Raw genomic sequence first — 25111 nt, 5'->3', positions numbered from 1 at the left:
AATCGAACAATATGGCAGAAAAGCTCAAAATCAAGCTTTCTATAGCAGACAGGGTATATCCCTTAACAATTGATCCTTTACAGGAGGAGGGCCTAAGAAAGGCGGCTAAGAATATAGAACAGTTGGCAAAGAAATTTGAGCAAAATTATGCCGTTAGGGATAAACAGGATGTGCTGGCCATGTGCGCACTTCAGTTTGCCTCTAAGATTGAGCAAAAGGGAATAGACCATTCCGAAGGTGTAAAAGAAGCTGCAGAGCGACTAAAAGCACTGGATATGTTGGTCAGTTCCAAGCTGGGGATGAAATAACGTTCTTTAAAATAAACAAAGTTACTGCCCACATTGGTAATTAATTTTTGACAAACTCAACACTAATTTGTTTGAAAAGGGTGAGTTTAGATTGTAAAAGCAGGCCTTACTTGTATAAGGATCCTTGAGCAGTCTGGTAGCCCTAAACCTGTTTATCGGGGTTTGTACAAATCTTCCATCAATGTGGGCTTTTTTATAAATAATTTTCAATATAAATATGGATAGTATAGCAATTATAATAGGATTGGTCGGATTGGGAATTGGATTTGCCATTGCGAAATTTTTGGAAAAGGGCAAGGCTTCCAAAACCATTGCCAGCGCAAAAAAAGAGGCGGCACATATAATTAAGGAGGCCAATATTGAAGGGGAAAATGTTAAGAAGGATAAAATATTTCAGGCCAAGGAAAAGTTCTTGGAACTAAAAGCGGAGCACGAGAAGGTCATTATCAATAAGGATAAGAAAATTTCAGAGGCAGAAAAACGGATAAGGGATAAGGAATCCCAGGTAAGTAGTGAACTTGCTAAAGGGAAGAAATTGGGAGAGCAGCTAGAAATTAAGCTGAAAGAGGTAGATTACAAGAGCGAATTCTTGGAAAAGAAACAATCCGAGCTTGAAAAACTTCACAAAAGCCAAGTGCAACAGCTGGAGGTAATTTCAGGACTGTCCGCCGAGGAGGCCAAATCGCAATTGTTGGAGTCCCTTAAGGATACGGCTAAATCCGATGCTATGGCCTACATACAGACCACAGTGGAAGAAGCCAAGCTTACTGCCCAACAAGAAGCTAAAAAAATCATTATCAACACCATTCAGCGTATAGGTACGGAAGAGGCAGTGGAAAATTGTGTTTCCGTCTTTAATTTGGAGTCCGATGATGTTAAGGGTAGGATTATAGGACGTGAAGGGCGAAACATTAGGGCCTTGGAAGCGGCTACAGGGGTAGAGATCATTGTAGATGATACACCAGAGGCCATTATCCTTTCCTGTTTTGATTCCGTGCGCAGGGAGGTTGCACGTTTGTCATTGCATAAACTGGTAACGGATGGAAGGATACATCCGGCAAGAATTGAGGAAATTGTTAAGAAGACAGAAAAGCAGATAGAGGAAGAAATTGTTGAAATAGGTAAACGTACGGTAATCGATCTAGGGATCCACGGTCTTCATCCAGAATTGATCAAGGCGGTGGGTAGAATGAAATACCGATCATCCTATGGACAGAACCTCCTACAGCACTCCAGGGAAGTGGCCAAATTGTGCGGTGTAATGGCGGCCGAGTTGGGAATAAACCCAAAATTGGCCAAACGTGCCGGTCTATTGCACGATATTGGAAAGGTTCCAAATACCGAGGCGGACGTTGAGACCCCACATGCCATTCTTGGTATGCAATGGGCAGAAAAATTTGGTGAAAAGCCCGATGTGTGCAATGCCATTGGTGCCCACCATGACGAGATTGAAATGAAGACACTTATTGCGCCGATAGTGCAGGTATGTGATGCCATTAGCGGGGCAAGACCAGGGGCAAGAAGACAAGTATTGGATTCATACATCCAGCGATTAAAGGATTTGGAAGATATCGCCTTCGGGTTCGGTGGAGTGCAAAAGGCCTACGCCATCCAGGCAGGAAGGGAATTAAGGGTTATTGTGGAAAGTGATAAAGTGAGCGATGACAAAGCGGCCGAACTTTCTTTTGAAATTTCCCAAAAAATACAAACGGACATGACCTATCCCGGTCAGGTGAAAGTTACGGTCATTAGGGAAACCAGAGCAGTAAACGTAGCTAAATAAAAAATAGGTAATTTTTTAAAGTCTGTCCAAAGAATGATTCTAGCTATCATTCTTTGGACAGACTTTTTTATACTCGCTGGCGCTAGGTGTCACGCTAGAGCCTTAATTACAACAAGTCATTCAATTTATTGGCTAGCTCCTATTTAGAACAAAAAACACATCGATTTCCAAACTAAAATTTTAACCTGCTTTTTTGACTGATGTATTGACAATACGAAGTCTCCATGTCTATAGTTTTCTAGAACAAATACACTTCGACAAGAATCTGAAGTTGGCATTAAAGCCAAACTGCCCAGAATTGGTATAAAGGCACAAAAGGAAGATTGCTAATATGTTGTTAGCACGAGCGTGACGCTCGCGCCAACGATGCTATTCTTCGTCTGATATGGAATCCTCTTCGTTTTCCGCTTCTTCGGCCTCCTTCATCAAATTATTTTCCAGAATATTCAATTTTTTTAGTTTGGCTTTCCATGTGGCCAACGAATCCTTGTGGTTGTCAATGTTTTTAATGACTTCTTTTACAAGGGGATTGTCCTCGGAAGCATTGGAAAAGAATTGAAGATTGTTTTCCAATTGTCTGATTTCATTCTTGCTTTCGTCTATTTTTCTTCTGATAAAGGTACGTTCGTTGGAGATGGCGTAGTCGTTGTCATTATTGGCCAACTGCTGAATCTTATTGCCGTACTTCATAAGCTCGGCTTCCTGCCTATTAATATCCAGTTTTTTGAAAAGTGCATCCAGAATTTTGTTAAACTTGGCGTTGATGCTCTTTTTATTGAAGGGTACCCGGCCAGCTTCTTTCCATTCGGAAATAAACCCTTTGATTGCTGCCAAATCCTTGCCCTTATCCCCGCTTAATTGGAAATTCTTTAAATTTTCCAGGCAGGCATTTTTTCTGTCAAAATTCTCGATCTCTTCTTTTTGGGCCTCATTTTTTAAAGCATGTAATCGGTCAAAATAATGGTTGCAGGCATTTTTGAACTCCTTCCATATTTTGTCAGAGTATTTTCGGGGAACATGTCCAATCTTTTTCCACTCGTTCTGGATTCTTTTCATTTCCTCGGTGGTAGTATCCCATTCTTCACTATCCTTTAAGGAAACTGCAAGCTCTAACAATGCCCTCTTTTTATCGAGATTAAGCTGTTGGTCCTTCTTTAAATTTTTATAGTAGTTGTTCTTATTTCTGTTAAACTCGCGTACTGCACCTTTAAAATTGGACCAGGTCTTCTCATTCACTTTTTGGGGTACTTTCCCAGCCTTGAAGAACGCATCGCGCAATTTTTCAATTTCCCTTATTTGTTGTTGCAATTCTTTGTGGCTTGAGGCGATATGGGTGGCAATGGAGCTTATAGAGCTGATAATTTCGTTTTTCCTTTCCAGATTTTGTTCGTAGACCTTTTCCAAGTCTTTATAGTAATCCTGTCGTCTTTGATGCAGTAATTTGGTGGCATTGCTAAAACGGTCCCAAATTTCTTCCCTGTGCTCTTTGCCAACGGGGCCGATATCTTCCTTCCAGATTTTATGTAGGGTCTGAAGTTCTTGAAATGCCTTGTTCAGATCCTCCATTTGGACCAGCTCTTCCGCCCGCACTACGATTTTTAGTTTTTCCTCGTAGTTGTGCTTAAAATCCAAATCCCTTAGCTCCCTATTTAAATGCAGGAAGTCGTAAAATATTTCTATGTGATGGTGGTAGGTGCGCCAAACATCATTGTAATTGGCACGTGGAATTGGCCCGGCATTTTTCCATCGCTCCTGAAGATCCTTAAAGTTTTTATAGGTTGTGTTTATATCTTCTTCAACGTTTACCAACGCCTTAAGCTCGTTGATGATTTCCAACCTTTCCGCAAGATTGGATTTAAGGCCCTGTTCCAGGTTTTTGTAATAGCTATTTCTTTTTTCCCGATAATCCGAATAGACCTCGTTAAACTGTCTTTTGGTTACGGAATTGTATCGAAAATCTATTTCGTTTCCACCGCTATTGATAAAGTCTTCCTTTTTTTCGTCCAAAAACTCCTGAAACTTTTGATCGAACTCATATTTAATGCCATCAACATGCTTTTTAATGGCCTGTACCTTTTCGTTCCTTACCAATCGTTGAAGTTCCCCTACCAAATTCTCCATGGGCATGGCGTGGTAATCTGGCATGGGAATATGGTGTCGCTGATGGTTATCAGAATCTTCGGCGTCCTCTGCATTGGATTCATCTATTTCCTCTAGAACATCTTCTTCCTTCTTTTCGATTGACTCGGCCATCCCTTCATTGTTGGCAGAATCATCCACAAGTTTTTCCGAAGTGGCTTTTTTTTCAGGGGACGTTACTTTTTCCGGAGTTTTTGGGGTTGCACTTTCTTTACTTTTTTCTTCGTCCTTGGCTTCTGAATGGATAGATGTACTTTGGTCCTCCACCAATTCCTCGGTGTTATTTTCAGAATCCGTTTCCACGGTATCGGGATCGGGAGCGGATTTTGATTCTGTCCCGGCGTCCGAATTATTTATAGCTTCGGTATTGTCCAAGGTCTCCTCTGTCCCTACATTATTCTGTAGTTTGTCGTCTTTGTCTTCTAACATTTTATGAATGTTTATAGCTTTCTAAATGTAATGTACGGAAATATAATTACATCCGTCTATATATCAAAGGTAATGAAACTTCTTTTTAAGGTTTATTAAAGAGAGGAATTCTATTTTTATGGTTTTTAGGGACCTAATTGCTTTTTATGTTAGGAATTCCATATTTCCCAGGATTTTTCGGCCTGAAATCGAAGCATATTATAGCCATTGATTATTATACCTCCCTGCTGTTCGCCCGCCATTAAAAATGCTGTTTTTTCCGGATTGTAGATAAGGTCGAAAAGCAAATGTTGATTGGTAATGAAATTGTACGGCAGGTCCGGCTTATTGTTTACATTGGGGTAAGTGCCTAAAGGAGTGCAATTTACAATGACTGTATGCTGTGACAACACTTCTTTATTCAGGTCCGAGTAATTGAGCTGCCTGTCCTTTGGATTCCTGGAGACTAAATTATAGGGTATTCCCAATAAATGAAGTACGTATGCAACTGCCTTGGAAGCCCCACCGGTACCTAGGATAAGTGCCTTTTTATGATGTTCCTGAAGGTAGGGTTCTATGGATTTTTGAAACCCATAGGCGTCCGTATTGAAACCTACGGTTTGTTGCCCATTTACCTTAATGGTATTCACTGCTCCAATAGCTTTTGCCTCGGGATCTATTTTTGATAAAAAGGGTATAATCTGTTCCTTGTAGGGAATGGTTACATTAAAGCCTTTGATATTCTTGTTTTCTTCCAATAGCCCCTTGAACTGGTTAATATGGTCTAGGTCAAAATTCTCATAGGAATGCCTTTTCAGCCCCATTTCGGAGAATTTTTTGGTAAAATAGCCCCTGGAAAATGAATAGGAAATGTTTTTTCCAATTAAGCCAAATCTAATTTTATCCTTTTCTGTTTTTTCCATACCAATCCAATCCTAATAAAATTAATACCCCGATAAATATAAAAAAAATAGCCCACCAAGTCTCTGAAGATCCCAAGTTGGGTAGGAACCTCTGATAATTCTTTATAATAGGGTTATGGTTCGTGTCCAAGAGTAGATCGCCATTTAAATCCGTTTTGAACAAAGTACGCTTCCAGGGCCATACCACTCCTAATGAACCCGTAATAAAACCAATGATCACCGCTGTTGTTATATGCCTAAAATGTTTTAGTACATAGGTCAATAGATGGGAGAGGGTGATTAATCCAGCGGCCGATCCCGCGGTAAATACCGCCAGTATTTTTAAGGTATAGAGCCGTGTTGGATTGTTGACAAAACTGAAATCGCCCGATAAAATTTCTGCAAAGGTATCATAAAGTGCGTTTACGGAATCTACCAAAAGTAGTACATAATTCCCCAAAAGAATCAGTATAAAAGAACCCGATAGACCAGGTAAGGTCATGCCGGATACACTGATCATGCCGCAAAAAAATATAAATATTAAATTGTCGTTTTGTGTAGCGGGATTAAGGAAGCTGATTGATATGCCTATGATCAATCCGATTAATCCGGCTGTGACAGTTTTTTTTTTCCAATGTTCAAAGTCCTTTCCTATGTAGTAAATAGAGCCCAATATCATCCCAAAAAAGGACGACCACACATAAAGTTCATTTCTTTCCAAAAAATAATCCAAAATTTTGGAGATACTGAAATAGCTCACCAGCATACCAAAAATCAGGAGGGTCAAAAACTGGCCATTGGTATAGCGGTAGAAACTTTTTAGCCTTCCGCTGATCAGGAGTTTAAATGCTTTTCCGTTTACCTTTTGAAGGGAATGGATAAACTCTTCATAAAACCCTCCTACATAGGCCACTATGCCCCCGGATACCCCTGGAACTTTGTTGGCAGCACCCATAAACAGTCCCTTGATAACAAGGAAAAATTTATCTGTAAATGTTCTAGGGTCTTTCATTTGGGCAGGAAGTTTATTTTTTTGCAGCCAATTTTTCCAGTATAAAAATAAGGGAAAAACCAAGTAAAGCTAAAATAAACGCACTTATTAACTGGGGGTCTCCGTCAAAAGAAAATGGGGAGATATTTCGCTCTTTTATGGTAATTACTTTTTCTCCGAACATTTTGGTTTCCAGGACTTCTTTCCATGGCCAAATTTTATTAAGGGAACCCAATATAAATCCAGTAAGTAATGCCAAAGTTATGTTTTTATAATGTGTGAACATCCATTTTAGAAGTTTTGCAAAACTAAGAAGTCCAAAAATGGCCCCTAGGCCTACGGCGATAATAATCGTAAGATCGCGTTCATGTACTGCATCCAATACTGTTTTGTAGGAACCTAAGAGTACAAGGATAAAAGCACCGGATATTCCGGGTAGAATCATGGCACATATGGCCAATGCTCCGGACAGGAACAAATAGGGGAGGGAACCGGAATTTTCCGAAGGGGGCAGTATTGTGATGTAAAAAGCGATGACAGCTCCCAAGATAAATATGAGTATTGTAGACAAATTCCATTTTTTTATTTCCTTGCCTACCAAAATAATACTGGCCACGACCAGGCCAAAGAAGAAGGACCATAAGGGTATGGGCTTGTTCTCCATTAACCAACTAATGAGTTTGGCCAAGGACAGGATACTAATACCGATGCCAAGTAGCAGGGCAAGCAGAAAGTTGCCATTTAATTTGGTCCAGAAGGCCTTTATGCCTTCCTTTTTCAATGTGTTTAAAAGGGATAGGTTTACGTTGTTGATACTGCTAATCAGTTCTTCGTAAATTCCGGAGATGAAGGCTATGGTGCCACCTGAAACACCGGGTACAACATCCGCAGCACCCATGGACATTCCTTTAAATAAAATAATGATGTATGATAATAGATTGCGCTTTTCCATATAAGATAAAAAACAAAAATAGTTTATTTATCTGGAAGCCTTTTTCACATCCTCAATTAAGTTTTGGGTCCAATCTGTATGGAAGAATTGGGGAAATTCATCTTCAAATAAATGTAGTTGGTCAAAATCTATCTTAAGGGCGTTGATCAATCGGTATTGCGCTCTGGGGAAATCGCTTATAAGTAGATAGAATCCGGCCATTTTATATTGCATTTCACATCGCTGAGGATAAAATTCATGGCCTTGGAGCAATATTTCTATGGCCGCATGAACGTCCAAGTTTTGTACTGCCGCATCTGCCCAATGAAACCATGTATCAAATTCAAAATTCCCTAGGTCTACCGCCTGCTGATAGGCATAATAGGCCTCGTCATTATTTTTTAGATTGGCATGGATCTTTCCGCATTTTTTCCAGTATTTGGAATTTTCACCATCTATATTTATGGCCTTATTAATGTAGTATAGCGCTTTTTTATAATCCTCCTGTCTAATGTAGTAATCCGTAATAGCCAACCAGCCCTTGTCCAACAGGGGATCTTCATGAACTGTCCTGTAATAATAGGATTTGGCCAATTCATCGTTTTTTAATTTTTCGTGACATCTGCCAATCCTTAAATAGGCGTGGGAGGTAGGGTCTTCAATGGCAATGGTGGTCTCATAATTCTCTATGGCCTCCTTGTACCTGCCCATTTTTTCCAATACCTTTCCTTTTTCAAAATAGGCACCAATAAAAGTGTCATCGGAAATAATGGCAAAGTCAAAGGCCGTTAGGGCTTCCTTGTGCATCTTTTTGGAAAAGTACATTTTTCCCAATTGGTGCCAGGCCACCTCGCTATAAGGGTTTCGTTCCAAATAATCATTTAGATAAACGATGGCTCCATCGTAATCCTCTAGGAATTCAAAACAATAGATAACATTGTAAAGCGATGAATAATCCTCCTCGTCATAGGACACGCACATCATAAAATTTTGTTTGGCGTCTTCAAAATTATCCATGAACAAATATTCCATTCCAAGTAAGGAATGGATGTCAAAACTGTCGTCCGTTAAATTTAATGCATGGGTCAAAAGGGAGACCGCAGCTTCATGGTTGTCTTTTTTGGAATAGATATTGGCCCTTTGAATGTATATTTCCTCATTATTGCCGTCTATTAGTTGCAGTTCATCCAGCATCTTCTCCGCCAGCTCCAGCTTATTTTCAAAAACCAGGACCTCTATGGACAATAACTTAAGCTCTATACTGTCCGGATGCTGTTGTAGACCTATTTTAATGGCTTTTTTGGCCAATGCAATTTTACCGTTATTGAGGTAGTGGTGAATAATATCCTGAAAATCTTCTGCGTCAAAGAAATAGACGTCATCCGTCTTTAGCATGGATTCAAACTTTGCAATTGGTTGCCCTGGTCTCTCGTTTGGTTCTAACGCCATAGGAACTTCTAGTTATTCATTGGAACTAAAGTAATCTTTTGAAATCCTTAATTCCGACAGATTTGGTCTATTATATTAACAAATTAGTTAACAATTTATTGTTTGATTCCGTCCAACACCTCTAGAATTTGCGTACATCCAAGACTAATTTCCTGATTACTAATCGTCATTGGCGGTGATATACGAATTGCGTTTGGTTCAAAGAGGAGCCAAAATAATATGAGGCCTTTTTTGGCACATGTAAGGATTACCTCATTGGCAACTTCCGGTTTTTCCATAATCAAGGCCAACATCAATCCTTTACCTCTAATTTCCTTAATCAACGGGTGCTGTAAAAGTTTTCTAAAAAGGGCCTCCTTTTCCAAAGACTGCTGAATAAGCTTACTTTCGGTTATTTCCTGTAGGGTGGCCAGACAGGCGGCGGCAATTACAGGGTTGCCTCCAAAGGTGGTAATATGGCCAAGTTTAGGGTTCTCTATCAATGATTGCATCATTTGGTGGGAAGCTACAAATGCGCCTACTGGCATGCCACCGGCCATACCCTTTCCTATGACCAGAATATCCGGAATACAATCGAAATGCTCAAATGCAAACAACTTTCCCGTTCGTCCAAAGCCCGGCTGAACCTCATCCAGTATCAGCATAGCGCCAACTGCCGTACATCGATCCCTTACCTTTTTTAAATACCCGTTCTCCGGTAGAATAAAACCCGCGCCCCCTTGAATGGTTTCCAAAACAACTGCGGCTGTTTTTTCGGTTATGGACATTAGATCCCCTTCCGAATTAAATTGAATAAAGCCTACATCCGGGATAAGTGGCCTAAAGGCACTTTTACGCTCTTCATAGCCCATTATGCTCAGACTTCCCATGGTATTGCCGTGGTATGCATTTTTGGCGGATAAAATTTGGCTTCTTCCCGTACACCTTCTGGCCAATTTCAAGGCACCTTCCATAGCCTCAGTTCCGGAATTTACAAGGTAAGTCGTTTTCAAGGGTTCAGGGAGTAGGCTTGCCAGCAGCTTGGTATATGTAACGGCAGGTTCCTGAATGTACTCGCCGTAGACCATAACATGCATATATTTTTGCGCCTGATCCTGAACGGCGGTTACCACTCTTGGGTGGCAATGTCCCAAGCTGCAAGCGGATACCCCGGCAACAAAATCGAGATGGGCTTTTCCCCGGGTATCATAAATATAGCTCCCCTTTGCATATGAGACCTCCAAGGCCAATGGGTGCGAAGAAGTTTGGGCCTGATATTTAATGAAATCTTCTATCATGACGGATATTAATTGTCTTTCTCCTCGTTGCGTCCCTTTGGTATGGTATCCAATTTTATAGGATCTTTCCGAAGTTTAGGGGAATTATCGTTTTTTTTCGGTTCCGCTTTTACTTCTATTGGGTTGGCCAAGGGTACTTTGGCCGTGCTAATAGAATCCCTTTTTCTTTCCTCTTCCACGGCTTCTTCAGCGCTTATATCCAAATCAATGGGGTTGTCCACTCCTTGAATAGTGACCAGTTGGATGTTGTTGTCATCTTCATCAAAAATATCGTCCTTGCTAAGAATTTTTTCCTTGCCACGCCAGACAAACCCTTTTAATAGCCTACTGTTTTCCGGGAGATCCTTTTCCGGGAAGATGTCCCCGTCGGGCATGGTGAAAAATGTCATTTCCTCTATTTCATTATCAGCCAAGGTCATTCGGATAGAGCTACAAATGGTCTTGTCGATTCCGATAAGTTCCTGGTCATCGTTGTAGGTATAATAAATAAGTTCGGTGTTCTTTACCAAATCTATGGTGCTGAGTTGGTTGTCTATGAATTTCCCGAATAGGTCTTTGCCCTTGGCCTGATTGTAGCCTACTTTTCCAACAGTGTCCAAAGAAATTATAAAGGCATTGTTGATCACTTTTAATGAGTCCAGTTTTTCGGTTTCCAAGTTGGATAATAAGTGGATACTGTCTCCGGTCATCTGATTTTCCCCGTTCCAAATTACCGGATTGGTAATCAGCTCGGTAATACCGGTTTTTTGGTTAAAATGGATGGAATCGCACTTGCCGCTTAAATCGGTCTTGTAGAATTTTGCGTTTCTGAATGCCCTCAGGATACGTTGTTCCGGTTTCCCCGTGATCATTAAGGTATCCCCGTGCATATATAACGAGTCCTGCTCCACCAGATTGATGGATACTGCCCGTTTGGTGGCAAAAACGGAATCCTTGGCCTTGTACACTTCTGCATAATGTGCCCTGATCAATCCGTTGTTTACGGTATCCCTTATCGTAATATTATTGGTTGCAGAGGCAAACTCCAACTTTTTGTCAAAATATAAGCTGTCCCCTGTAATAATACGGTTATTATAATCTATACGGGTATTTTTAATTCCGTATCCTTTTTCGATCTTGGTATCGTAGAACCCACGTTCACAATACATTGTATAGGCTTCCCCGGTGATGGTTGACGGACCGTACAGATAGGCATTTTTGGAAACGGTGTAGTAGTCCAATTGTTTGGAAACCAATTTAAATTCAGGGTTGACCAGGTTTACGCTGTCTAAAAATTGCGATTTTTTAAGTTGTGTAAAGTAACGCCCTATTTTGCTGGTAAGGGTATTGGAGGAATCTACCACTGTTCCGTAATGCTCATAGAAAGCCTCTTGTTTTTCCCTATCGAACCGTAGGGTGTCCGTGGTGAGGGTCATACTGTTTTGGTTCAAAACCACATTTTCCCAGGCTTTGGCCAGGTTTAAATTGCCGTCATAATCAATTTTGCCACTGGTCAACTGAACGGAATCTCCTTGTTGCAGTTTAATATTCCCAATGGCCTTAAGTCTATTTTCTTTTTGGTAATAGATGGCAATATCGCACCATAAATCCGCCCCTTCGTGTTCAAATTGAACCTGCCGGTCATCTTTGCTAAAGATGGCCGCCCCGGGATATTGTTTTTCATTCTTGGTAAAGGTTCCGCCATAAACAATGTTTATTTGTTTAACCTCCGTCTCAGGTTCCTGAGCCCAACCACTCCAACAAATGAAAATTGTTAATAATAAAAATACGGACTTAAGCAATATTTAAAATTTTGCTCAAAAATAGTATATTTTAAGGGAGGATAATATTGTTTGGGATAGTTTTAATAAAACCTATCCAACAAAAAAGCCATCGTGAAGATGGCTCTTTTTTATCGATGTATGGTTTGGGTCCTGTCTGGGCCCACCGAAACAATTTTAATGGGAACTTCCAGTTCCTTTTCCAGAAATTTAATATAATCTATAAGGGTGTCCGGAAGTTCATCGGCCTTGCTCATTTTGGTCAAATCCTTGGCCCATCCCTTCATTTCCGTATAGATCGGGCTTACATATTCCGGTTCTATGCTGTAGGGCAGATGTTTTATTTGTTCTCCCTTATAGTTATATGCGGTACATACTTTTAGGATTTTAAATCCACTAAGCACGTCCGCTTTCATCATCATCAGTTCCGTTACCCCATTAATCTCAACGGCGTATTTAAGGGCCACCAGATCCAGCCATCCGCAACGTCTTGGCCTCCCTGTGGTTGCACCAAATTCGTTTCCGACCCTACCCATTGTGGCGCCGTCCTCATCAAAAAGTTCTGTAGGGAAGGGTCCACTGCCCACTCGGGTGGTATACGCTTTAAAAATCCCCAAAACCTTACCTATTTTATTGGGGGCCACCCCCAATCCTGTACAGGCTCCCGCTGCAGTGGTGTTGGATGAGGTTACAAAGGGATAGGTTCCAAAATCGATATCCAATAAAGATCCCTGGGCACCTTCTGCCAATATTTTTTTACCGTCTCTTTGTGCATTGAAAATATATTCTTCACTATCAATGAAGGTTAACTTTTTTAATTCCTCTACGGCCATAAAGAAATCGGCCTCCAATTCTTTTAAGTTATATTGAATCTCCACATTGTAAAAGCTGATCATGGCTTCGTGCTTGTTGGCCAATATCCGGTACTTTTCTTTCCAGTCCGAGAACTCCAAATCACCTACCCTCATCCCGTTCCTTCCGGTTTTGTCCATATAAGTGGGGCCAATCCCCTTAAGTGTGGATCCAATTTTAGCCTTGCCTTTGGCAGTTTCAGAAGCTGCATCCAGTAAACGATGGGTGGGCAAAATTAAATGGGCTTTTCTAGAGATAAATAGTTTGGCTTTAATATCCAGTTTGAACTTTTTAAGATTATCCAGCTCTTTTTTAAAGATAACAGGGTCTATAACCACCCCGTTGCCAACTATGTTCACCGCAGTTTTGTGGAAAATTCCTGAAGGAATGGTATGCAAAACGTGTTTTATCCCATCAAATTCTAATGTGTGGCCAGCATTGGGCCCCCCTTGGAAACGTGCAATAATGTCATAGTTTTTGGTTAAAACATCAACTATTTTCCCTTTTCCTTCATCTCCCCATTGGAGTCCTAGTAGTAAATCTACTGCCATTCTGTATGTAATTGGATTAATTGTTCGTGTTCTCTTCTTTATTTCGCGTTCCGTAAAAATAGAGCGAGTGGGTGTTGATCTTAATGTTGAAAACTTCCTCTATGGTCTTTTTAATAGTTTGGATACGGGGATCGCAAAACTCCATAACTTCTCCGGTATCCGTTAGGATAACATGATCGTGCTGCCTGTCAAAATAGGATTTTTCGTATTGGGCCTGATTTTTACCAAATTGGTGCTTTCTTACCAATTTGCAATCCAAGAGAAGCTCTATTGTATTGTACAGTGTGGCCCTGCTTACCCGATAATTTTTATTTTTCATGGTGATATAGAGCGATTCTATATCAAAATGTTCTTCGCTTTCGTAGATTTCCTGTAAAATTGCGTAGCGTTCAGGTGTTTTTCTGTGGCCATTTTCCTCCAGAAAAGTGGTGAACACATTTTTAACTATTTCTTGATTCTTATTTTCGCCCATAGCATTTACCCAGCGTTAGGGTACAAATGTACAGTTAAAATTTAAATTCTGGATACTTTATCGATGCCGTTAATGCGCTTTAGATTATCAATTACTTTTTTAAGGATAGCATTGTTTTTTACAACCAGGGTTATTCTTCCCGAGAATGTTCCGCCATCCGTACTGAAATTAATATTCCTCATGTTTACATGTAAATTGCCGGAGATTATCTCGGTAATTTCACTGATCAGGCCTATGTTATCTATGCCGGTGAGCATTATTTCCACGGTAAATTCCTCTTGGGAAGAATCGATCCATTTGGCGGATATGATTCTATAGGCGTAGTTGGATTGCAGTGAAATGGCATTGGGACAGTTCTTTTTATGCACCTTGATACCATCGTTTACACTAACAAATCCGAATACTTCGTCTCCAGGAATAGGATTGCAGCATTGCGATAATTTATATTCCAGCTTGTCTTCTTCCTTACCAAATACAAGGGTATCGTATTTTGTGGTAATCTCCTCCTTATGGATATCCTCCGGAACCGGAGTTCTCTTTATCTTGTTTTTAAAGAAAGTTATAAAGGCGTTGCTATAGGAGGCCGCAAAATCTTTGAGCATCTGATTGTCTATAGCCCCTATGCCCACCCTATAGAACAAATCCAGACTGGTCTTGAGCTTAAAAAAAACGACCAATTTATTAATGGTATCCTCGTTAAGTGTAATTTTTTGGGACCTCAATTTTCGCCTAAGGATTTCCTTGCCCTCAATGGCAGTGGATTTTTTTTCTTCCCTTAAGGAGGATTTAATCTTCGATCTGGCCCTTGCAGTTGTGGCGTAATCCAACCAGCTTTGACTGGGTTTGGCCGTGTCGGAAGTGAGGATGTCCACCTGGTCCCCACTTTGTAAGGTAGTATTTAAGGGTACCAACTTACCGTTTACTTTTGCTCCCCGGGTATGCATGCCCACTTCGGTATGTATATTGAAGGCAAAATCCAATGGGGTGGCCCCTTTGGGAAGGGATTTTAGTTCTCCCTTGGGGGTAAAAACAAAAATCTCTTTGGAATATAGGTTAAGTTTAAATTCCTCCACAAAATCGACCGCATTGCTGTTGGCATTTTCCAAGGCTTCCTGTAGTTTGTTGAGCCATTCCTCGATTCCCTGTTCTTTTTGATTGCCGTGCTTGTATTTAAAATGGGCGGCATACCCTTTTTCGGCAATTTCATGCATTCTTTCACTGCGGATCTGAACTTCCACCCATTTGCCCTTTGGGCCCATTACGGTAATGTGCAGCGCTTCATAGCCCGTGGATTTGGGCGAGGAGATCCAATCCCGCAGGCGAACAGGGTTGGGAGTGAAGTGATCGGTAACAATGGAATATATTTTCCAAGCCAAAAACTTTTCGTTATGTCGGTCTGATTTGTATATAATCCGTATCGCAAATTTGTCATATATCTCCTCGAAGGATACATTTTGAACCTTCATTTTTCTACGAATGGAGAATATGGATTTCATCCGTCCCTTAATATGGTAATTCAGACTTTCTTTATCCAGGGAGTTGCTGATCATGCTGGAAAAAGCATCGATATATGCCTGCTGTTCTTCCTTAGACTCTTCAATTTTGCCCAATATATCTTCGTATACATCTTGTTCCGTATATTTCAGGCTAAGGTCTTCCAGTTCAGTTTTTATATTGTAGAGCCCTATTCTATGTGCTAATGGTGCGTAAATGTACAAGGTTTCGGAGGCTATCTTCACTTGCTTATGCTCTGGCATGGAGTCCATAGTGAGCATATTGTGATATCTGTCCGCAATTTTTATAATGATTACCCGTACATCGTCATTTAGGGTAAGCAGCATTTTTCTAAAATTTTCGGCCTGTTGGGATATGTTCATATCCTTTTTCAGGTGGGCAATTTTAGTGAGTCCGTCTACGATCCTTGCAACGGTCTCCCCGAACAAACGTTCTATGTCCGCTAGGGTATATTCGGTGTCCTCAACTACATCATGGAGTAGGGCGGAGGCTATGGAAACGGCATCCAAACCCATTTCTGAAGCCACAATTTTGGCTACCGCTATAGGGTGGAAAATGTAGGCCTCTCCCGATTTTCTTCTTTGGTTTTTGTGGGCATCAACGGCAATATCAAAGGCAGAGCGTATCAACTTCTTGTCCTCATCGGTAAGATTTTGATAGCTTATGCGGAGCAGTTCCTTATATTGCTTCGCTATTTCCTTGTTCTCTTTCTCAATGGCAGCTTCGGTCATCATATAGAACTCCTTTAAACTTTCTCAATTGGTTAAAAAATCATCCTTTTACCCATTTTTTCCTTTTCCTTCCTTCCGGCAGGCAGGTTTTCCTTCCGTAGCGATGCTATGCAACTCAAAAAAATCTTCAATTGGGCAAAAAATATCTAATTCCAGCCCGGACCGGATCAGGCGGGTTCACCTCAGTCCAAAAGGTTTAAATGAGTTCATATTAAAAATAGCATAAACTATGATTGTAGACAACAAAAATTATGCCTTTAAATTTTGGATCCTGGATATTAGGGTCGGGTGCGAATAATGCATAAAAACATAAGCAGGATGGGGAGTGAGATTGCTTAGGCTATTTTTGGATAACTTTTTCAAGGAGGTTATAAGGGGTTTGGGGGCAAAGGTTTTTTTGGCAAAATCATCTGCCTGAAATTCAAATTTTCTGGACATGGCGTTCATGACCAATCCCGTAATTTCCGATATAGGGCTGTATAATATTCCAAAACCGATAAGTGCTGCATGAAAACTAGGCTGTGAAACACCAATAGCCAAAGATACCTGCGGATTATTTATAAAAATAGATAGGATAAACAGGGTAAAGCCCGTTAACAAAATGGAGGCCGATAAATTGAAGATGATGTGCTTTCTTTTGTAATGTCCCACTTCATGGGCAAGAACCGCCACAATTTCGTCTTCGTCCAGATCATTGATCAGGGTATCGTACAGTGTAATTCTCTTTTCTTTGCCAAATCCGGAAAAATAGGCATTGGCCTTGGTAGATCGTTTAGATCCGTCTATTACAAATATATTTTTTAATTCGAACCCCACCTTTTTGGCATAGGCCTCTATTTTACTTTTTAAACTGCCTTCCTCCAAGGGGGTCTGTTTGTTAAAAAGCGGGACGATCAGCTTACTGTAAAATAGGTTCATAAATAACGTGAAAACGGCGACGAGGGCCCAGGCATAAATCCAAAAGTGGGTGCCCGCCCATTGAAAAAACCAGATTATCAATGCCAATATTCCGCCACCAAGAATTATCATCATTACCCAACCTTTAATTTTATCTGCCCAAAATAACTTTCGGGTACTCTTGTTAAATCCGAATTTTTCCTCTATAACAAAGGTGTGGTAATAGGAAAAAGGAGTGGTAACAATATCGTTGCCGATCATGATAATCCCGAAAAAAATAAGGGCTATCACAATAGGGTTGTCGCTGAAGCCCCTGGCAATGGTGTCTATCCAATCAAATCCCCCAAAAATCAGAAACATCAAGGTGAGACAAAGGGAAAAGACTGCGCTTAGCATGCCAAAACGATAGTTGGTCTTTTTATACTCTTGGGATTTTTGGTATTCCTCCATGTCGAAAACGTCGCTTAGCTCACTGGGAACAGCATCGGTATAGCGTTGGGCATTTAAATGTTCCAGCACGGCTTCAATTATAAATTGAATCAATAAAATGGACATTATGATGTAAAATAGGACGTTACTGTTCATTTATAAAAAGACTAAAGGATTTAAATATTAATTATGTTGTAGATTAGAGGATAACGATCCTTTGTCAGGATCCCCGTTGTCTCCTCGCCTCAAAGATAAGTATTGCAGCTGATACGGAGACGTTCATGGAGTCTATTTCCCCATGCATGGGTATAATAATATTTTGAGCGGCCTTATTAAGCCATTGTTCAGATAGGCCAGTGGCTTCCGTTCCTACCACAATTGCCGTTCCTTTGGTAAAATCTACCTCCGTATATGGCTTGGAGGCACTTAATGCCGCACAATTGATGGCGATTTGGCGACTCGTTAAAAACTGGATAATTTCTGGTGTGGATCCCATTGCGATATGGGTGGTGAATATACAGCCAACACTTGAACGAATTATATTCGGGTTGTACAGGTCGCTTTTTGGATTGGCAATAATTACGGCATCCAGTCCGGCAGCATCTGCGGTACGAAGAAGGGCACCAATATTGCCCGGTTTTTCCGGAGCCTCCGCCACCAAAATAAGTGGGCTGTCGTTTTTAAATATTAAGGATTCCAGGGAATGCTCCCGGGCCACGGCTATGCCCAATACTCCTTCTGTAGTATCCCTATGTGCTAATTTTTGAAAAATATCCTTGGATATGGAAATTATTTCGGGGGCAGGGAAAATACCATCAACAAGCTCCATAACAGCATTGCCGGAAATGAGTTCCGGATAGAAAAGAAAGGTCTTTAGGGTATATTGTCCTTTAATGGCCAGCTGCAACTCCTTTAAACCTTCAATAATAAAAAGCCCGTTTTTTTTTCGTTCACGGGATTTTTCCTTTAATGCTATTGCACTCCTTACCAAGGGGTTGTGAATACTGCTGATCTCCTTTATATTGCTCATTGGTACAAAAATAATGTATTATGTTAACTTAGTTTTGATTTTGCGACTAAGGGGGGCAACTAAATTAAATAAAATGAAATATGTACTTATGGCCTTGTTTTTAGCCAGTATGCTATCTTGTATGATGGATAACAAGACCAGGGAAGTGGAAGCGGCCAAACCAATATTGGAAGACAAGCTTCTCCCTGCACGGTATCCGGAACCATTATTAAAGGTTTTTTAGGCCCATGGCGGCCTGGCGAAATGGAAAAAACAGAGGACTTTGGTCTTTAGGCAGGGGGAGGAGCTGCATACCATTGATCTTCAAACTAGAATGGACCGGATAGACGGACCAGCTTATTCCCTAGGGTTTGATGGGGATAGAGTATGGTTGCTCGATGATGAAGATACATTTAAAGGTGATCCAGTATTCTATCACAATCTTAAATCCTATTTTTTCAATATGCCTTTTGTGTTAGGGGATAAGGGCATTGTTTATGGGGAAACTGAAGATCTGGTATATGCAGGTGTCCAATATCCGGGTATTGCCGTACGTTTCAAATCGGGAATCGGTACCTCCTATAAAGATCAGTACTTCCTACATTACCACCCCAAGACCCATAAAATGGCTTGGCTTGGATATACCGTAAGTTATGGTAGCGGGGAACGTTCCAACAGTGTAAATTGGATAGGGTATCATGATTGGACGAGCGTAGCGGGCCTCATGGTTCCCAAAACATTGACTTGGTACAATTCCGAAGGGCGGACCATCAAAGCGCCCAAAATACCGGTGCTATTTGAAGGAATAGCGTTTAGTGGGCAGGGCAAACCAAGAAGTTTCTTTGCGAAGCCTGAAAATGGGGTATTTGTAGAGGGAAAGGCGCAAGAATAAAATAGGGTCTTACTAAAAATGCACTTATTGTTTACGATCCTCTTGTTTATGATCCTCGAAAATACTGGTTCAAAATATCAGTAGTATTAGTCTTTGATGTTCCTTTTTGAGTTTAGTTTTTGCTTATCGTATTTTGTTCATTAATTTAATGAATATAGCTAATTAATGTTTTTTCAATTTAACACGGCTTTTATGTACTATTTTTCTGTTATAAGGGATTTTGCTGATAATAATTGATCAAAAGGGTAACCACGGCATTGTAGCTTTTTATTCCGTCCTTTTGGTTGTTGGCCTTTAGAAAGGTACTGAATATGGATTTGAAAACAGGCTCCATTGGATTGGAATGGGCCTCCCAGAATTTTGCTACTTCTTTATAATTCTTTTTAACACCGGGATTTAGATTGTTGTATTGGCGGTTAAATTCCCCTTGGTCCCGACCCGCCAGTTCATTTAGGCAATAGCTTAGGGCATAGGCATATGCCGAATATTTAAAATAGATATCCTCATTGCTAACGGTGGCCAAATAACCAATAAAATTGGTTTCATTTTCTGCGGAAAACCCCAATTGATGCCCTATCTCATGGCCACATATGACCGGAAACCTAAAACTAGGCAAGGCACTGTTGGCCTGCGCCTCATTGGTAAAAGGGTTTAAATAACCGCCATAGCCCATATAGCTCAAAGGGACACTGAAAATGGATTTTTTTAAACTGGGGTGGAGGTAGGTGAAAATAGGGATTTTATTATTTAGGGATTGGTAACCTTCCAAGGTACGGGCCATTATTTCCTTTTTGCTGTAAGGTACTTTAACCATTTTACTGGTATCCGAAGTTATCCTAAATTGGATTTCATTGGTTTTGATCACCAATCGGTCCACAAATTTTATTAGGTCCTGCTGACTGTGTTTTTCTCCTAGACCCAAGGTTTTTGAAAGGGGCTGCCTGTAATAGTTTAAACCCCATAGAAGGTGAAATGTAAAATAGGCTACGGACAATATCATGGTGATGTCCCTTAGAAACCCAAGGATATTGTATTTAATGGACATTCTGTTCATAATAATATATCTGATTCCCATGATAACCAAAAGCGCGTACAAGATATCGCCTACGGAAAAAGGGATCCACCCCAATATGATGCGCCAAAATCCGGATATATAGGGATATATCCCTTTGCTGTAATAGGTTTCTATAAATTCGGGATATTGCCCTAGCCATTTTATCAAGAATATTTGTGGAAGCAATAGGAGGGCGGTAAGATTTTTGATTTTAGTTTTCATCAGGCCAAAAATAGCCAATAATCTAGCATGGTTGTTTTTCTATCTGTATTTTTGACTCACTAAGTGAGATTTAAAATGGTCCGACGCTTGCCCGCCCGTGCCGTTCGGACAGGCCTGCCCGTTCAGGCGGGCGTCGAAATGTTTTTCAGGTTTTAGCCTGATGCCTCGTGGGCTTGCCCCGAGGTTGTTCTCTTAACAATTAATAAATATGAACAATGAAATAAGAGTTTTGGAGCCTAAAAATGTTTGGAACAAATTTGCGGATCTGAATGCCGTCCCAAGACCCTCCAAACACGAGGAACGGGTAATTGCATTTATGTTGGATTTTGGAAAGTCCCTTGGTCTTGAGACCACGAAGAATGCCGTAGGAAATGTAATCATTAGGAAGCCGGCATCAGTTGGGATGGAAGATAGGAAGACCGTAATTTTACAGTCACATTTGGATATGGTACACCAAAAAAATGCGGATACCGATTTCGATTTTAATACCCAAGGCATAGAGATGTACATTGATGGGGATTGGGTGAGGGCCAAAGGTACCACCTTGGGGGCCGATAACGGTCTGGGGGTAGCCACCATTATGGCACTGTTGGAGAGCAGGAATATTTCCCACCCACCTTTGGAAGCACTGTTCACCATTGATGAAGAAACGGGAATGACCGGGGCCAAGGGATTACAGGGGGGAATGTTGAAGGGTGATATTTTGCTGAATCTGGATACCGAGGAAGACGATGAAATTGATATAGGCTGTGCGGGAGGTATAGATGTTACTGCTAAAGGTATGTATAGAGAGGTCCCCTTAAGGGAAGGCTTTGTAGCTTACAAAATTGGGGTAAAAGGACTCTTGGGAGGTCATAGTGGAATGGATATCCATAAAGGATTGGGTAATGCCAATAAGATTATGAATACTTTGTTGATACTGGGGCAAGAACAACTCGGTTTAAGGATTGTGCAAATTGATGGTGGTGGATTGCGAAATGCAATTCCAAGGGAAAGTACCGCCTGGGTAGCAATAAAAGCATCCGACTCGGATAAATGGGACGGATTGTTCAAGGATTGGACCCATTCATTGAAGAAGGAGTTTCTAGCTACCGAACCTAACCTACAGATGGTTTGCGAAGCTGCCCATCTTCCAAAAATGGTAATGGATACCCATGATCAGCTGGCTTTTACGGATGCCGTTAAGAACGCCCATAACGGTGTCTATAATATGAGTGCCACTATGAAGGACTTGGTAGAGACATCCAATAATATGGCCAGGGTGGAGGTGGGCAATGGACAGATAAACATTGCGTGTTTAACCAGATCGTCCTTAGAGGAAGGGAAAATGGAGCTGGCCAAGGAATTGAAGGATAATTTCGAAAAGTCGGGCTATGAAGTGATTTTAAGCGGGGATTATCCCGGTTGGAACCCCAATCCCGATTCGGCCATCTTGGAATTGTTACGCATCAAATATATAGCACTTTTTAATGAACAGCCAAGAGTAGTTGCCTGTCACGCCGGTTTGGAATGTGGAATTTTGGGAAAGAATTATCCTGGGGTAGATATGATAAGTTTTGGGCCCACTATAAAGGGTGCCCATTCCCCCGATGAACGGGCCAGCATATCGTCATTACAAAAATTTTGGAAGTTCATTTTGGAAATACTTAAGGCAATTCCCAAAAAGTAGATTTGTCATGGCCTATTTGGGTTCGGAATAAGATTTAGGATGATTGGATATTTATTGCGGTTTTATACAGTTAAGCCTAGTACATGACAAAAATCGTCGTAACAAGTTTATTCGGAAAATCAGTTTTACTCGCTCCCAGAAACTATCTGGACTAAGGGGAGCCTGATTTTCTTTGATTTCTCCCTCTAGGGTCGGGGTCAAAAATTAAGGAAAATCTTACGGAATTGAATTTTGTCATTTACTAATATAACGTGAGTTTGATATAAAAGCATTTGCAAGACATTGATTTCGTATATTTAAAAAAATGCTACTGTCTCCCTCGAGACCCAAGAAATTTCATTTTTCAAGCGGATAAAATGACATTATTTCAAAAAGTTGATTTTGGGTTACATATTAAATATGATATAGGTAGAGAGAGATATTTATAGGTTTCTGTTATAAATTGAAGATTTCAAGGTAGTCATTTCGAATGCATATGAGAAACCGAAGGTTCAGCGAAGCTAAACCGAAGGTTCACGAATACCCCTAAAATAATATAGCATGAGCTAAATCGCACATCTAGCTCCCGGCCAGTATTTGTGACTTCTCTCCCGATAATTATCTGGAGTCCCGAAAAGGGACTCTGTCGAAGTGACTACCGTTGCCCCGTTCATATCATTGATATTGAGATTCTCAGTAAAGTTGCCAATGGTGGCCTGCCCGTGCCGTTCAGGCGGGCGGAGTCGAGAGGTTTTTTTTGACAGTTATATCATAAATTAAGGTCTCGACTGCGCTCGACCGGACAAAATTATCATAAATAACACATTAACAATTAAGTATAAACCGAACTCACTTTAATATAGTGAAGGAGAAATAATGTGGGTGTAATAGTGTAGCGCTTTTTTTCTAGGTTAACTTCAAAAATTTTTTTATATTTAAAAAGAGTCTAAAGTAATTTGATATGGGTATCAAAAGTTTTCAGGGCCCAAGAATTCAACAACCCAGTGAAGAGGCACCACTCAGGGTCAGTGATTATATGACCAGAAAACTGATAACTTTTAGACCGGAACAATCTGTTGAAGAAGTGATCGTGGCCCTCTTGAAGTACAAAATTTCCGGGGGTCCGGTGGTAAACGATAGGAATGAATTGATCGGGATTATTTCTGAAGGGGACTGTATTAAGCACATAAGCGAAAACAGGTACCACAATCTTCCAAGCTCCAATTTAACCGTGGAGGGACACATGGTAAAAAATGTGGAAACGATTGATGGCAATATGAATATTTTTGATGCGGCCAATAAGTTTTTGAACGAAAGGCGCAGACGTTTTCCAATAGTGGAAAACGGAAAGTTGGTCGGACAAATTTCCCAGAAAGATATTTTAAAAGCTACTTTAAAACTTAAATCCTCTAATTGGTAATACATTTTTCCTCCGTATTTGGTATGCTGGGCAAATTTTTCTTGCCCATTGTTTTTTGATTACCAACTTTCAGGTATAAACAAGTTAGCATAGAGCATGATAAAATTCAATTACGCAAGATTTTTTTAATCTAAAGATTCTCCGATCCGTCAGATACGGTACGGACGGGTTTACGTCTCCTTGGGAGAGCCTGCCTTTGCCGGTAGGCAGGGTCGGGACTGCTTTTCAGCAGTTCCGGGTGAGGCAAAGCCGATTTTCAGAGAAACCTTTAAAGAGAGATTTTGATGTACTAAAATTAAAAAAAACCTTGTTCGTTCCCATTTTGGATGCAAACAAGGTTTTTTTGTTTATTAAAATATAACTATTGGGCTATTTCCGTAATTTCCAGATCAAAAACTAATTTGGCATCTGGAGGAATAGGACCGTAACCAGCTTCACCATAACCTAAATGGGAGGGTATAAATAAGCGGACCTTGTCCCCGACCTTCATTTCCATAAGACCTTCCTTAAAGCCTGGAATTATCCTAGCTTCCGGGCTGTAATCCATTGGAATGGCTTCGTAACCGCCACCTTGTTTTCTGGCCTCCTGATAAACGCCATATTTTTTGGCGATCTCCTCGTAATTACTGTCAAAAAGCGATCCGTCGGCTAAATATCCGGCATATAGCACCTTTACCTTTTGTCCCACTTTGGGTTTTTCACCATCCCCCTCTGTCAGGGTAAGTATTTTAAGCCCTGACGGCAGCTCTTTTGCCGTAGCTTCCTCCGAGGCGATTTGGGCAACGAAATCAGTTTTCATTTTCTCCATCGCCTTGATTTTTTCCTCTTCCTCGGCAAAGTAATCGCTCATTACTTTTACGGCATCAAATTTTTTGGCCTCCTTGCCGTTCCTAATAATTTCAACGGTGTTCATTACCACGTCCGTCACCGGTCTGTCGCCTTCCCCAGTTTTTACATTGGCAATGGAATCCACAACATCCATTCCTTCAACAACTTCCCCAAAAACAGTGTGCCTGCCGTTTAAAAAAGGAGTTTCCTTATGGGTAATAAAAAACTGACTTCCGTTGGTGGTAGGTCCGGAGTTGGCCATGGACAGGATGCCGGCCTTATGGTGCGTTAGGGAGTCGTTAAATTCATCCTTAAATTTGTATCCGGGATTTCCCATGCCCGTTCCGGTAGGATCCCCTCCTTGGATCATAAAGTCCTTTATAATTCTGTGAAAGATGATGCCATTATAATATTTTTTGCCCTTCAGACTGTCGGTAACAAAAGGATTGCTTCCTTCGGCAAGGGATATAAAATTGGCAACCGTCAAAGGGGTCTTTCGGTACTCCAATTTTAGGAGGATTTCACCTTTGGTGGTGGTAATATCAGCAAAAATGCCATCTCCCAAATCGGCATGCTTGCCAGACTTGCAGCTTGAAAACGCAATGGATGCGATTGCCAATAATAAATAAATTTTCTTCATTGT

At 40.8% G+C, this 25111-nt stretch carries 20 protein-coding genes and 1 other RNA gene; 7 read left to right on the top strand and 14 right to left on the bottom strand.

The features are described 5' to 3' along the window. The first annotated feature begins 11 nt into the window (after positions 1 to 11). The 3 genes from D0S24_RS19565 to rny all read left to right on the top strand — a co-directional run bounded on the left by D0S24_RS19565 (position 12) and on the right by rny (position 2091). Positions 12 to 308 carry a cell division protein ZapA gene (locus D0S24_RS19565; protein WP_117021523.1) on the top strand — a complete coding sequence of 99 codons (297 nt, stop codon included), beginning with the start codon at positions 12 to 14 and terminating at the stop codon, positions 306 to 308. Positions 309 to 362: 54 nt separating this feature from the next. After that, positions 363 to 472, top strand: a non-coding RNA gene (gene ssrS, locus D0S24_RS19560) — 6S RNA. A gap of 53 nt (positions 473 to 525) precedes the next feature. After that, the gene (rny, locus tag D0S24_RS19555; protein WP_117021522.1) at positions 526 to 2091 is read left to right on the top strand and encodes a ribonuclease Y; all 1566 of its coding nucleotides are present in this window, start codon (positions 526 to 528) and stop codon (positions 2089 to 2091) included. A gap of 369 nt (positions 2092 to 2460) precedes the next feature. Here rny and D0S24_RS19550 read toward each other — a convergent pair whose 3' ends face one another. The 12 genes from D0S24_RS19550 to D0S24_RS19495 all read right to left on the bottom strand — a co-directional run bounded on the left by D0S24_RS19550 (position 2461) and on the right by D0S24_RS19495 (position 18425). Further along, entirely contained in the window at positions 2461 to 4659 is a 2199-nt protein-coding gene (locus D0S24_RS19550; RefSeq protein ID WP_117021521.1) for a DUF349 domain-containing protein, read from the bottom strand. A 149-nt stretch (positions 4660 to 4808) separates the two neighbouring features. Further along, positions 4809 to 5561 (bottom strand): shikimate dehydrogenase, encoded by a 753-nt coding sequence (locus D0S24_RS19545; RefSeq protein WP_117021520.1) that lies wholly within the window; start codon positions 5559 to 5561, stop codon positions 4809 to 4811. Then, complete coding sequence (locus D0S24_RS19540; RefSeq protein WP_117021550.1) at positions 5539 to 6552, bottom strand: DUF368 domain-containing protein; 1014 nt, start codon at positions 6550 to 6552, stop codon at positions 5539 to 5541. The genes D0S24_RS19545 and D0S24_RS19540 overlap by 23 nt, the downstream gene beginning before the upstream one ends. Positions 6553 to 6565: 13 nt before the next feature. Beyond that, positions 6566 to 7483: a DUF368 domain-containing protein gene (locus tag D0S24_RS19535; RefSeq protein WP_117021519.1), complete on the bottom strand. Its 918-nt coding sequence runs from the start codon at positions 7481 to 7483 to the stop codon at positions 6566 to 6568. A 27-nt stretch (positions 7484 to 7510) separates the two neighbouring features. Continuing rightward, entirely contained in the window at positions 7511 to 8911 is a 1401-nt protein-coding gene (locus tag D0S24_RS19530) for a lipopolysaccharide assembly protein LapB (RefSeq protein ID WP_117021518.1), read from the bottom strand. A 95-nt stretch (positions 8912 to 9006) separates the two neighbouring features. Further along, the gene (locus tag D0S24_RS19525; protein WP_117021517.1) at positions 9007 to 10188 is read right to left on the bottom strand and encodes an aspartate aminotransferase family protein; all 1182 of its coding nucleotides are present in this window, start codon (positions 10186 to 10188) and stop codon (positions 9007 to 9009) included. 8 nt (positions 10189 to 10196) lie between these two features. Beyond that, entirely contained in the window at positions 10197 to 11969 is a 1773-nt protein-coding gene (locus D0S24_RS19520; protein ID WP_117021516.1) for an OstA-like protein, read from the bottom strand. Between the two features lie 110 nt (positions 11970 to 12079). Beyond that, the gene (locus D0S24_RS19515; protein WP_117021515.1) at positions 12080 to 13351 is read right to left on the bottom strand and encodes an adenylosuccinate synthase; all 1272 of its coding nucleotides are present in this window, start codon (positions 13349 to 13351) and stop codon (positions 12080 to 12082) included. Positions 13352 to 13367: 16 nt separating this feature from the next. Next, positions 13368 to 13823, bottom strand: a complete 456-nt coding sequence (locus D0S24_RS19510; protein WP_117021514.1) for a Fur family transcriptional regulator — start codon at positions 13821 to 13823, stop codon at positions 13368 to 13370. Between the two features lie 41 nt (positions 13824 to 13864). Next, on the bottom strand, positions 13865 to 16069 hold the full coding sequence (locus D0S24_RS19505; RefSeq protein ID WP_117021513.1) for a bifunctional (p)ppGpp synthetase/guanosine-3',5'-bis(diphosphate) 3'-pyrophosphohydrolase: 2205 nt from the start codon (positions 16067 to 16069) through the stop codon (positions 13865 to 13867). A gap of 249 nt (positions 16070 to 16318) precedes the next feature. Beyond that, positions 16319 to 17551, bottom strand: a complete 1233-nt coding sequence (locus tag D0S24_RS19500) for a M48 family metallopeptidase (RefSeq protein ID WP_117021512.1) — start codon at positions 17549 to 17551, stop codon at positions 16319 to 16321. A gap of 64 nt (positions 17552 to 17615) precedes the next feature. Beyond that, a complete protein-coding gene (locus D0S24_RS19495) occupies positions 17616 to 18425 on the bottom strand; it encodes an RNA methyltransferase (RefSeq protein ID WP_117021511.1) in 810 nt (269 codons plus the stop codon). Between the two features lie 73 nt (positions 18426 to 18498). Between D0S24_RS19495 and D0S24_RS21200 the strand changes: the two genes are divergently transcribed. Together D0S24_RS21200 and D0S24_RS19485 are read left to right on the top strand one after the other, a co-directional pair. Then, positions 18499 to 18648: a hypothetical protein gene (locus D0S24_RS21200; protein ID WP_181938143.1), complete on the top strand. Its 150-nt coding sequence runs from the start codon at positions 18499 to 18501 to the stop codon at positions 18646 to 18648. A gap of 39 nt (positions 18649 to 18687) precedes the next feature. Then, positions 18688 to 19296, top strand: coding sequence for a DUF6503 family protein (locus tag D0S24_RS19485; RefSeq protein WP_147321483.1), 609 nt, complete (start codon positions 18688 to 18690; stop codon positions 19294 to 19296). Between the two features lie 208 nt (positions 19297 to 19504). Here the strand turns inward: D0S24_RS19485 and D0S24_RS19480 are convergent, their stop codons facing one another. After that, entirely contained in the window at positions 19505 to 20572 is a 1068-nt protein-coding gene (locus D0S24_RS19480; protein ID WP_117021508.1) for a DUF3810 domain-containing protein, read from the bottom strand. A gap of 208 nt (positions 20573 to 20780) precedes the next feature. Between D0S24_RS19480 and D0S24_RS19475 the strand changes: the two genes are divergently transcribed. Further along, positions 20781 to 22241, top strand: coding sequence for an aminoacyl-histidine dipeptidase (locus D0S24_RS19475; RefSeq protein WP_117021507.1), 1461 nt, complete (start codon positions 20781 to 20783; stop codon positions 22239 to 22241). Between the two features lie 940 nt (positions 22242 to 23181). Then, a complete protein-coding gene (locus D0S24_RS19470) occupies positions 23182 to 23640 on the top strand; it encodes a CBS domain-containing protein (protein ID WP_117021506.1) in 459 nt (152 codons plus the stop codon). Positions 23641 to 24001: 361 nt separating this feature from the next. Here the strand turns inward: D0S24_RS19470 and D0S24_RS19465 are convergent, their stop codons facing one another. Continuing rightward, positions 24002 to 25108 carry a peptidylprolyl isomerase gene (locus tag D0S24_RS19465; protein WP_117021505.1) on the bottom strand — a complete coding sequence of 369 codons (1107 nt, stop codon included), beginning with the start codon at positions 25106 to 25108 and terminating at the stop codon, positions 24002 to 24004. Positions 25109 to 25111 lie beyond the last annotated feature (3 nt).

It is taken from the genome of Arenibacter sp. P308M17, assembly GCF_003426735.1.
In the GTDB taxonomy this organism is placed as follows: domain Bacteria; phylum Bacteroidota; class Bacteroidia; order Flavobacteriales; family Flavobacteriaceae; genus Arenibacter.
This window is presented reverse-complemented; position numbering and strand designations above follow the sequence as displayed.

What these genes read in the sequence shown, in the direction of transcription:
- D0S24_RS19565 (WP_117021523.1), top strand. Translation starts at nt 12, where the DNA reads ATGGCAGAAAAGCTCAAAATCAAGCTTTCTATAGCAGACAGGGTATAT.
- rny (WP_117021522.1), top strand. Translation starts at nt 526, where the DNA reads ATGGATAGTATAGCAATTATAATAGGATTGGTCGGATTGGGAATTGGA.
- D0S24_RS19550 (WP_117021521.1), bottom strand. Translation starts at nt 4,659, where the DNA reads ATGTTAGAAGACAAAGACGACAAACTACAGAATAATGTAGGGACAGAG.
- D0S24_RS19545 (WP_117021520.1), bottom strand. Translation starts at nt 5,561, where the DNA reads ATGGAAAAAACAGAAAAGGATAAAATTAGATTTGGCTTAATTGGAAAA.
- D0S24_RS19540 (WP_117021550.1), bottom strand. Translation starts at nt 6,552, where the DNA reads ATGAAAGACCCTAGAACATTTACAGATAAATTTTTCCTTGTTATCAAG.
- D0S24_RS19535 (WP_117021519.1), bottom strand. Translation starts at nt 7,483, where the DNA reads ATGGAAAAGCGCAATCTATTATCATACATCATTATTTTATTTAAAGGA.
- D0S24_RS19530 (WP_117021518.1), bottom strand. Translation starts at nt 8,911, where the DNA reads ATGGCGTTAGAACCAAACGAGAGACCAGGGCAACCAATTGCAAAGTTT.
- D0S24_RS19525 (WP_117021517.1), bottom strand. Translation starts at nt 10,188, where the DNA reads ATGATAGAAGATTTCATTAAATATCAGGCCCAAACTTCTTCGCACCCA.
- D0S24_RS19515 (WP_117021515.1), bottom strand. Translation starts at nt 13,351, where the DNA reads ATGGCAGTAGATTTACTACTAGGACTCCAATGGGGAGATGAAGGAAAA.
- D0S24_RS19510 (WP_117021514.1), bottom strand. Translation starts at nt 13,823, where the DNA reads ATGGGCGAAAATAAGAATCAAGAAATAGTTAAAAATGTGTTCACCACT.
- D0S24_RS19505 (WP_117021513.1), bottom strand. Translation starts at nt 16,069, where the DNA reads ATGACCGAAGCTGCCATTGAGAAAGAGAACAAGGAAATAGCGAAGCAA.
- D0S24_RS19500 (WP_117021512.1), bottom strand. Translation starts at nt 17,551, where the DNA reads ATGAACAGTAACGTCCTATTTTACATCATAATGTCCATTTTATTGATT.
- D0S24_RS19495 (WP_117021511.1), bottom strand. Translation starts at nt 18,425, where the DNA reads ATGAGCAATATAAAGGAGATCAGCAGTATTCACAACCCCTTGGTAAGG.
- D0S24_RS21200 (WP_181938143.1), top strand. Translation starts at nt 18,499, where the DNA reads ATGAAATATGTACTTATGGCCTTGTTTTTAGCCAGTATGCTATCTTGT.
- D0S24_RS19480 (WP_117021508.1), bottom strand. Translation starts at nt 20,572, where the DNA reads ATGAAAACTAAAATCAAAAATCTTACCGCCCTCCTATTGCTTCCACAA.
- D0S24_RS19475 (WP_117021507.1), top strand. Translation starts at nt 20,781, where the DNA reads ATGAACAATGAAATAAGAGTTTTGGAGCCTAAAAATGTTTGGAACAAA.
- D0S24_RS19470 (WP_117021506.1), top strand. Translation starts at nt 23,182, where the DNA reads ATGGGTATCAAAAGTTTTCAGGGCCCAAGAATTCAACAACCCAGTGAA.
- D0S24_RS19465 (WP_117021505.1), bottom strand. Translation starts at nt 25,108, where the DNA reads ATGAAGAAAATTTATTTATTATTGGCAATCGCATCCATTGCGTTTTCA.